The 9,272-nt window shown below is 75.1% G+C and carries 10 protein-coding genes; 3 read left to right on the top strand and 7 right to left on the bottom strand.

The window, feature by feature from the left end; genetic code table 11:
- On the bottom strand, window positions 1-501 hold a 501-nt coding region (locus ABLM29_RS21655; RefSeq protein WP_349716694.1), incomplete at its 3' end, for a hypothetical protein.
- A gap of 154 nt (window positions 502-655) precedes the next feature.
- On the opposite strand from ABLM29_RS21655, the gene ABLM29_RS21650 reads away from it, so the two are divergent.
- On the top strand, window positions 656-1,420 hold the full coding sequence (locus ABLM29_RS21650; RefSeq protein WP_349716693.1) for a TetR/AcrR family transcriptional regulator: 765 nt from the start codon (window positions 656-658) through the stop codon (window positions 1,418-1,420).
- A gap of 30 nt (window positions 1,421-1,450) precedes the next feature.
- On the opposite strand, the gene ABLM29_RS21645 is transcribed toward ABLM29_RS21650, so the two are convergent.
- From ABLM29_RS21645 to ABLM29_RS21620, 6 genes are all read right to left on the bottom strand, one after another.
- Window positions 1,451-2,473 carry a DUF3048 domain-containing protein gene (locus tag ABLM29_RS21645; RefSeq protein WP_349716692.1) on the bottom strand — a complete coding sequence of 341 codons (1,023 nt, stop codon included), beginning with the start codon at window positions 2,471-2,473 and terminating at the stop codon, window positions 1,451-1,453.
- Window positions 2,474-2,675: 202 nt separating this feature from the next.
- Entirely contained in the window at window positions 2,676-3,443 is a 768-nt protein-coding gene (locus ABLM29_RS21640; RefSeq protein WP_349716691.1) for an SDR family NAD(P)-dependent oxidoreductase, read from the bottom strand.
- 47 nt (window positions 3,444-3,490) lie between these two features.
- Complete coding sequence (locus ABLM29_RS21635) at window positions 3,491-3,904, bottom strand: HIT family protein (protein ID WP_349716690.1); 414 nt, start codon at window positions 3,902-3,904, stop codon at window positions 3,491-3,493.
- 29 nt (window positions 3,905-3,933) lie between these two features.
- Window positions 3,934-4,965: a glycerophosphodiester phosphodiesterase gene (locus ABLM29_RS21630; protein WP_349716689.1), complete on the bottom strand. Its 1,032-nt coding sequence runs from the start codon at window positions 4,963-4,965 to the stop codon at window positions 3,934-3,936.
- An 84-nt stretch (window positions 4,966-5,049) separates the two neighbouring features.
- Window positions 5,050-6,159: an alpha/beta hydrolase family protein gene (locus ABLM29_RS21625; protein WP_349716688.1), complete on the bottom strand. Its 1,110-nt coding sequence runs from the start codon at window positions 6,157-6,159 to the stop codon at window positions 5,050-5,052.
- A 73-nt stretch (window positions 6,160-6,232) separates the two neighbouring features.
- Window positions 6,233-6,667, bottom strand: coding sequence for a hypothetical protein (locus ABLM29_RS21620; protein ID WP_349716687.1), 435 nt, complete (start codon window positions 6,665-6,667; stop codon window positions 6,233-6,235).
- 105 nt (window positions 6,668-6,772) lie between these two features.
- Here ABLM29_RS21620 and ABLM29_RS21615 point away from each other — a divergent pair, with 105 nt between their 5' ends.
- Both ABLM29_RS21615 and ABLM29_RS21610 read left to right on the top strand, forming a co-directional pair.
- Entirely contained in the window at window positions 6,773-7,432 is a 660-nt protein-coding gene (locus ABLM29_RS21615; RefSeq protein ID WP_349716686.1) for an NAD(P)H-binding protein, read from the top strand.
- 25 nt (window positions 7,433-7,457) lie between these two features.
- The coding region (locus tag ABLM29_RS21610) for a P-loop NTPase fold protein (protein WP_349716684.1) at window positions 7,458-9,272 on the top strand (1,815 nt) is incomplete at its 3' end.

Here is a 9,272-nt window from a genome sequence, read left to right as displayed (position 1 = left end):
GGCGGCGGCCCCGCCGACGGGATCGCCGACGGGGTCGATGGCGGCGCCGCGGCGCAGCCCCCGGGCCCGCTCCTCGATCGCGGCGCCGATCCTGCGCGCCGCCGGGGCGTCCAGGCCCGAGCGGCCGGCCATCACGGCGAGGAAGGTGTGCTCCTTGGCGGTGGCCGTGGCCATGGCGCGCGCCATCGCGTCGTCGGTCGGCTCGGCGCGGTAGCGGTCGAGGATCATCCGCACGCCGGCCAGCTCCTCGGCGGTCTGGCTCCAGGCCAGGGCCACCGCGTCGGGCAGGTCGAGCGGCTGCCCGGCGAGCACGCGCTCGATCCGGCCCGACAGGCGGGTGTGCCACTTCAGCTGGCACGCGGCGAGCAGGTCCAGCTCGTCGCGGAACGTCTCGGCGACGCCCTCGACGTCCATCGGCAGGACGCCGTCGCGCCGTACGCCGGCGGTGGTGATGACCGCGCGCAGGGTCTCGCCGCGGCGGTGGAAGGACTTCCAGCTCATGGCCCGGGTCTCCTTGGTCGGGACGTGGATCTGTCCGTACTCCGAGTATGACGCCGACCGTCGGTATGGGCCCGGGGTCGCGGCCGTGATCCCGCCCACGCACCGTCAGTGACGGGGATCACGCGACGCCGGGATCACCCCTATGCTGACCGGCGTGGCGAAGACACCGGTGTCGCGGCTCGTACCGAAGGTCCCGAGGGCGCCGAAGGTGCCGCCGGTGGTCCCCGCGGCCGACGCCATCACCGGCGGGTCCCGTCGGGCGGCGTACTCCGCCTCGACCAAGCGCGCCCTGGTGGACGCCGCCGACGACCTGTTCACCGCCCTCGGCTACGCGGCGACCTCGCTGGACGCGGTCGTCGCCGGAGCCCGGGTGACCAAGGGCGCGCTCTACCACCACTTCACCGGCAAGCAGGCGATCTTCGAGGCCGTCTTCGAGCGGGTCGAGGACGAGGCCGCACACCGGATCCAGCGGGCCCTGCGCGGCCACCGCGACCCGTGGGACAAGGCCCGCGAGGGGCTGCGGGCCTTCCTCGCGGTGGTCCAGGAGCCGCGCTACCGCCGGATCGTGGTCCAGGACGGACCGGCGGTGCTCGGGTACGAGCGGTTCCGCGAGCAGGAGGAGCGGTCGACCTTCGCCACCGTCGTCGAGATCGTGCGCTCGACCCTCACCGCCGGGGGCTGGGAGCTCGACGAGCCGATGGTGCAGACCTACGCGCAGATCTTCTTCGGCGCGCTCTCCTCCGCCGGCGCCTCGGTCGCGGCCGCCGCCGACCCGGAGGTCGCGGCGCGGCGGGTGGAGGCCGCGATCGGGTTCCTGCTCACCGGCGTGCAGGGCCTGGTCGAGGCCGGGGTCGAGCTGCCGGACGGCTTCGGCCGGGCCGCCGGCGGCGACCCGGCCGAGGAGACCGACGGCGCCTGATCGCGTCGGGCTGATCGCGTCAGACGGGCGTCACTTGGAGAACGTGACCGAGCCGCCCGCGCCGTCGACCGGGACCAGCTCGATCCACACGTGGCCGGCCGGCACCGTGAGGTCGCCGCCGGCGGTGGACAGGGTCACCGGCGCCTCGGCGCCGTCCTTGGTCCACGTGCCCTTGACGACCTTGCCGCCGTGGAAGAGCAGCGCGGGGCCGGTGCTGTCGAACTTGCTCTCCGGCACGAAGTTGCCGGCCGGGTCCTTGTAGCCGGCGTCGCCGACCTCGACCCGCAGCACCAGCACGCTGTCGGCCGGGAACTGGTCCTCGGCGGGCGCGTTGGAGTTCTGGTTGACGTAGCCGTCCTTCTTGCTGAAGGTCCACTCGGTGGTGTGCGAGCCGAAGTCCGCCGCGATCCGGGTGGCCTTCTTGCCGCCGGTGGCGTCGTCGGCGGAGGCCCACGGCAGGTAGTCGTCCGGGCGGGCGGTCTCGCCGTCCTCGAGCGCCTTCGAGACCTTCGACAGGTCGGCCATCAGGTTGTACGGCGCGGAGCGGTCCGACGCGCGGTAGAACCCGGCCGACCCCTCGGTCTTCCAGGTCACGCCCGCCTCCTTGAGGCGGCCGTAGGTGACCGCAGCGGCGCCGCTGGTGACCACGGTGGCGTCGACCGGAGCCACGATGCCGATGTCGCTGGCCCGCATCGAGCGGACCGGGCCGACCTCGCCGGGCACGTCGGAGTAGTAGAACGCCGCGAGGCGGGTGACGCCGCCCTCGACCAGCTCCTCCACCACCAGGTCGGCGTGGCTGAGGCCGCGCTGCGGCGCGCTGGAGCCGGTGTTGTCCATCTTGACCACCATCACGGGGTGGTCGAGCTCGGGGCTCTCGCCGGTGGGGACGTCCAGGCCGGTCAGCGGCCAGGTCTCCGGCTCGGCCTCCGGCGTCGGCGTCGCCGACGGCTCCTCACTGGCGGCCGGCTCCGCGTCGTCGCCGCCGCAGGCGGCGAGGGAGAGGCTGAGGGCGACCAGCGCCGCGGGCGCGGCGGCACGGAGGCGGAAGTTCACGGGCGGGGCTCCGATCGGATCAGGGGCGGTGCGGGCGCCGCCGCCTCCCAGTGTGGGCCTGGACGCGACAACGCCCGCGCAGTCTGCGCGGGCGTGTCGCCGTTGGCCAAAATCTCGCGCGAGTCGGCAGAGACTTTCTGCCGACTCGCGGCGGACGGCGCCGAGTCGGCAGAAAGTTTCTGCCGACTCGCGCTTCCCGGGGTCAGCCGAGGGTGGCGCCGCCGTCGACGTACAGCGTCTGGCCGGTGATGTAGGAGCCCTCGTCGCTGGAGAGGAAGGTCACCGCGGCGGCGATGTCGGCGGGCTCGCCGACCCGCTTGACCGGGTTCGCCTCGGCGCTGAGCCGGCGGAACTCGTCGACGTCCATCTTCAGGCGGGCGGCGGTGGCGTCGGTCATCTCGGTGGCGATGAAGCCGGGGGCGACGGCGTTGACGTTGATGCCGAACGGGCCGAGCTCGATGCCGAGGGTCCGGGTGAAGCCCTGGATGCCCATCTTGGCGGCGGAGTAGTTCGCCTGGCCGCGGTTGCCGAGGGCGGAGGTCGAGGAGATGTTGACGACCTTGCCGTACTTCTGCGCCACGAAGTGCTTCTGGGCGGCCTTGGTCATCAGGAAGGCACCCTTGAGGTGCACGTTCATGACCATGTCCCAGTCCTCGACGGACATCTTGAAGAGCAGGTTGTCGCGGGTGACGCCGGCGTTGTTGACCAGGACGTGGATGCCGCCCAGCTCGGCGACGACGCGCTCGACGGCGGCCTCGGCGGACTCGGGGTCGGCGACGTTGGCGCCCACGCCGATCGCCTTCGCACCGTCGACCAGGGGCAGCTTGGCGGCGGCCTCGGCGGCGGCGGACTCGTCGAGGTCGAGGATCGCGACGGACGCGCCCTCCTCGGCGAACCGCGTGGCGGTCCCGAACCCGATCCCGCGCGCAGCACCGGTGATGACGGCAACCCGTCCGGCGAATCGACCCATTCCTGATCCCTCTTTCGACGTGGTGGTGGTCTCGACCGCGCCGCAGCCTACGCGCCCAGGGCGTCCCGCAGGCGAGCGGCGTACTCCGCGGACTCCCCGGGGGCGTACGTGCGTCGCGGCCAGAAGAACCCGCGCAGCCCATCCCCCTTCGTCCGCGGCACGACGTGCAGGTGCAGGTGCGGAACCGACTGGCTGACCGTGTTGTTGACCGCCACGAAGCTGCCCTGGGCGCCGAGCGCGGTGACCATCGCCGAGCAGAGCCGCTGCGCCGCGGCCAGGAAGTCGTCGCGCAGGCCGGCCGGCAGGTCCGGCAGCGTCACCACGTGCCGGCGCGGCACCAGGAGCACGTGCCCGCGGAAGAGCGGCCGCCGGTCCAGGAACGCGACCAGGTCCTCGCCCTCGAGCACCAGGTCCGCGGCGGCCTCCCCCGACGCGATGGCGCAGAAGACGCAGTCGTCCATGCGCGGAAGCGTAGGCCGAGGTCCCGCTGCTAGCCGGCGGCGCGCACCGTGGCGGTCCGGCGGACCCGCTCGTCGCGGGTCCGTCGTACGACGTCGGGCTGGTCGGCGAAGAGCGCGTCGACGCCGGCGGCGAGGAACGCGCGCACCTCGCCGGCGAGGTCCCCCGGGGCGGCCGGGTCGGAGCCGACGCGCAGGTTCGCCGGCAGGTAGCGGTTCTCCTGGCGCAACGTCCAGACCACCACGCGCAGCCCGGCCGCGCGGGCGTCGGCCACCACCGTGCTCGGGGCGCCGATCGCGCCGGCCGCGTCCCGCGGGAGCACCAGGTCCTTCGCCGGCGCGACCCAGCTCGCGTAGGTGCCGATCTCCGCCAGCCCCGCGGGCGTGACCAGGTCGCGGTGGGTGGTGGCGGCGCCGGCGGCGACCAGGTCGTACGGCGCCTCCTCGTCGTCGACGAGCTGGGCCAGCGGCACCCGGGTCATCGTCGCCAGCTCGCGCAGGATCGTCGTCTCGAACGACTCGATCAGCACCGGCGCACCGGGGTGGTCCAGCCCGTGCCGGCGCAGGGTCGCCAGCAGCCGCTCGGCGACGGGGAGCCCGAGCGACGCGAAGTGGGTGGGGTTCTTGATCTCCGGCACGATCCCGATCCGGCGGCCGGTGCGGCGCGACTCCCGCTGGACCAGCGCGATCACCTCGTCCAGCGTCGGCACCTGGTAGCGGCCGTCGTAGACCGTGTTCGCCGGGCGGATCCCGGGGAGCCGCTCCTTGGCGCGCAGCGTGCGCAGCTCGGCCAGCGTCAGGTCCTCGGTGAACCAGCCGGTGACCTCCCGGCCGTTGACGGTCCGGGTGGTGCGGCGGTCGGCGAGGTCGGGCCGGTCGGCGATGTCGGTGGTGCCGCTGATCTCGTTCTCGTGGCGGGCCACGAGCACCCCGTCCCGGGTGCAGACCAGGTCCGGCTCGACGGCGTCGGCCCCCATCTGGATCGCCAGGCGGTAGCCCGGGAGGGTGTGCTCGGGGCGGTAGCCGGAGGCACCACGGTGCGCGATCACCAGCGGGGATCTCATGCCGCCAGCCCAGCAGCGCCAGGTGGCGCGGCGGCGAGCCGCAGGTGAAGGGCGGGCGGCCACCGCCCGTCGGGTCCCTGCAGGTCAGGCGGGCATCCGGGCCCGCAGGAACCGCACGGTGCGCTCCATCGCGGCGACGAACGCCGGCCCGAAGGCGTGCTGGTCGTCGTACCACTCGAGGGTCGCGTCGACGCCGGCCGCCTCGAGCGCCCGGTGGGTCGCGGTCGCCCAGCGGGGCGGGCAGGTCTCGTCGACGCGGCCGTGGGCCATCAGCACCGGCTCGGTGATCCGGTCGAAGTACGGGCGGGACGACACCCCACGCCAGAAGGCGCGGTCCTCGTCGGGGAACCCGATGCCCTTCAGCCGCGCCCGCAGCTCGGCCTCGGGGGTGTCGGAGAGGTTGAAGTGCTCGAAGTTCTCCGCCTCCAGGCTGGACACCGACGCCCACACCACGCCGGCGGCGACCAGGCCGGGCTCGGCCTCCAGCGCCTTGAGCACCACCCCGCTGCCCATCGAGCGGCCGAACAGCGCGATCCGGTCGGGGTCGACCGCCACGTCCTCGGACCTGACGAGCGCCCGGGTGGCCGCGACGACGTCCGCGCTGTAGCCGAGCCGGACCGCCGCCTCGGAGCGCGGGTCGTCGGTCGACTCGGCGTGGTTGCGGTAGTCGACGTGGAGGGCGACGTACCCGCGGTCGGCCAGGAAGCCGCGCTCCCGGGTCATCCCCTGGCCGCGCACGTAGACGGTCGGGTCGATGTAGCCGTGGGCGAGCACGACGGCGGGGAACGGACCGCTCCCGGCGGGGACGTTGAGCACGCCGCTGATGGTCAGCGGCGGGCTGCCCGCGCCGCGCGTGGTGGAGCGGAACGTCACGTCGTACGACGTGTAGCCGGCGGTCCGCTCGCGGACCGCGCCGAGGCGCAGGCCGCCGCCGGTCAGGTCGGCCGCGGCGAGGGCGGGCACCGAGACCGGGTGCGGCGGATCGGGGGTGAGCGTCGGCGGCTTCGACGCCGATCGGGTCGGCTCCGGCAGGGTCGGCTCCGCCGTCGCCGACGGGGTGGCGGTGGTGGCGTCCGAGCCCCCCGTGCCCGGCTCGCCGGGGCCCTCCCCGGACGACCCGGCCGAGCAGCCGGCCACCACGAGCAGCGCCGCCGCCCAGGTCCCGCGCCCGGCTCTCGTCGCCCCTGGCCTCATCACCCCTGGCCTCATCACCCCTGGCCTCAACACCCCAGCCCTCATCGGACCAGTGTGCCCGGGCGCCCGAAAGTCAGGCGGTGAGCAGCAGCGCCCCGCCGACGAGCAGGGCGAGGACCTTGGCGACCTCGGCGCCGACGTACCAGTAGTGGGCGGTGGACCGGGGCGGCTCGGTCCCGGGGGCGGCCTCCAGCACCGCGTCGGAGCGCGCGGTCAGCGTCGGCCGGATCAGCACCAGCTGCGCGAGCAGGAGCACGACGGCCACGCCCACCGCGATCGCCGCGGCGGCCCCGACGCCGGCGATGATCGCGGCGAGCACGACCGTCGCGGCCAGCACCAGCTCGGCCGCGTTGAGGGCGCGGAAGACCAGCCGCCCGATGCCGAGCCCGAGCTGCAGGGTGACGCCCGGGGCCCGGAACTTCAGCGGCGCCTCCAGGAACGAGATCGCGAGCACCATCCCGAGCCAGACCAGGGTGCCTCCGGTGGCGACGGCGGCGACCGGGCTCATCGGGCGGGCCCCGGGTGCCGCCGGAGGACCAGCCGGAAGACCATGCGCCCGAACGTACCGGGTCGCGGGGCTGGCGCGCGCACGGTCGCGGCGTACGTTGGTGCCATGCGGATCGCCATCGTCGGAGGTCACGGGAAGATCGCCCGCCTGCTGCACCCCTTGCTGGTCGGCGCCGGGCACCAGCCGGTCGCGCTGGTGCGGCGCGACTCCTACCGCGAGCGGCTGGAGGCGCTCGGCGCCGAGGTGCGCCTGCTCGACATCGAGAACGACGACGAACAGGTCTTCGCCGAGACCTTCGCCCGGTGCGGCGCCGTGGTCTTCGCGGCCGGCGGCGGCCCGGACGGCAACATCGAGCGCAAGCGCACCGTCGACCTCGAGGGCTCACTGAAGTCCATCGCGGCGGCACGCGCGGCGGGGATCGCCCGCTTCGTGCAGGTCTCGGCGATCAACGTCGACCAGCCGGTGCCGGAGGACGCGGAGCCGGTGTGGCGGGCCTACGTCGAGGCGAAGCGGGACGCCGACGTCGCGCTGCGCGAGAGCGGCCTGGACTGGACGATCCTGCGGCCGGGGCTGCTGACCGACTCCCCGGGCACCGGCCTGGTGTCGCTGGGCGAGGCGGTGCCGCGCGGCGAGGTGCCGCGGGCCGACGTCGCCGCGGTGCTGGCCGCGGTGCTGGCGGAGCCCGGCACCGCCGGACGGCAGTGGGACCTGGTCGGCGGCTCGACGCCGATCAAGGAGGCGATCGACGCCGCCCTCGGCGGCTGATCCTCGCCGGGAGCCGGGTGATGCCATGTCGACGGTCCCGCGGGAACCCGGAGCGGGCGGCCCGGAGCTGTCGACCTCCACACGCGAGGCGCTGAGGCGCCTCGGCGACGGGCCGGCGCCCGCCGGCAGGCTCGTGGCGCTCCTGCTCGAACGGCACGGCCCGGCCTCCGCCCAGCCCTACCTCGGCACGGCGGCGTCGAACCTGCTCGGCGATCTCGACGGCCTCGGGGCCCTCGGGGTCGAGCGGAGCGCCGACGGCCACCTCGCGCGCCTGCTCGCCCGGTGGCGCGGCGTCACCCGGCTGACCGGGCGCCACGTGGTGCTCGGCCTCGCCCTGGACGTCCCTGTCGGCGGGCCGCTGGTCGGCGCAGGGGTCGTCGGCGACCTGCTCGCCCGCTGGACGCCCGGTCACCCTCCCGACGAGCCGGTCCGGCTGGCCTGGGACGCGTTGAGCGACCAAGGGCGACGGGAGGCGGTCGAGCAGCCGCTGCTCGCGGCGGCCCTCGGGGCGCCGCCGGAGGTCCGGGTCGCGACCGGCGAGAGGATCCGCGGCCTCGCCTGGTCCGAGCGCGCGGACACGATCGCGGTGATGACGGACACCGAGGCGCTGACGGTGCGCCTGGCCGAGGGGCGACCCCGGTGGATCGGCATGCTGGCGCCCGGCACCACGGCCGTCGGCTGGCGGGGCGAGGACGTGGTCGGGCTCGCGGTGCAGGACGGCTACCGCCTCTACGGCGTGCGCGACCAACGCCAGCTGGCTGCCGGGACGACGACCGGGGGTCCGGTCGGCGGCACGGTCAGCGGAGACGGGCGGACACTGTGGCTGCAGGACGCGGAGGCCGTGTGGACCGTCGACGCCGAGGGAGGCCCACCCCGACCGGTGACGAGCCTGGCGCAGCACGCCGACGACGGGCCGCGGCTGCTGGGCGTCGAGCACCCGGGGGGACGTGGCATCGTCGCCCTCCGGGACCGGGCTGCCGTCGTCGTGCCGCGGTTCGACACGCTTCCCTCGTCCAGCGCCTGGCCCAGCGACGCGGCGCCACTGCTCGGGTGGACCTCCCGGCAGAGCTCGTTCGCGGTGCCGCTCGCCTTCAACCTCGTCGCCCTGGGCGGCCCCGGCGTCCAGGTCCGGACCATCGCCGGCGACCTCGACACGGCGCCCGGGTCCGCCGCGGCGGACCCGGGCCTCGAGACCGCCGTGCGGGAGGGCCTGGTGCTCGCCGACCTCGCGATCGGTGCGGCCGAGGTCACCGCCCTCGCGGTCGACCCGTCCGGGGAGCGGATCGCGGTCGGGGTCGCCGGGGAGGTGCTCGTGTGGTCGATCGGCCTGCTCCCCGGCGCGGGGCGGCGCCACCCGCGCTTCGACAACGACCAGCCCGAGCACGCGACCGACCTGCTGGACACCGACCGGGACGCCGAGGCCGTCGCCGCGCTGCTGGCCTCGCCCGAGATCACCCCTCCCCTCACCGTCGGGCTGTTCGGGGACTGGGGATCGGGGAAGTCGTTCCTGCTCCACCAGGTCCGTCAGCGGCTGGGCCGAGGACGGCGCGAGGGCTTCCTCCAGTACGTCAAGGTGGTGGAGTTCAACGCCTGGCAGTACGCCGAGGCGAACATGTGGGCGAGCCTCGCCGACGCCGCCCTGCGCGGCATCGGCCCGCTGAAGGAGCCACCTCCCGCCCGCGAGGTCGCCGAGCTCACCCGGCGCCGACAGGAGGCGACCGACCGGCAGGCCGCCGAGGAGGGACCGAGGCGGCCGAAGAGCACCCCGTGCGCGAGGGCCGCGAGCGCGCCCGGGCGCTGGTCGAGGGCGTCCATGAGGCGCCGCACCGGCCGCGGCGCC

Source organism: Nocardioides sp. YIM 152588, assembly GCF_040191335.1.
Taxonomy (GTDB): Bacteria; Actinomycetota; Actinomycetes; order Propionibacteriales; family Nocardioidaceae; genus Nocardioides.
This window is presented reverse-complemented; position numbering and strand designations above follow the sequence as displayed.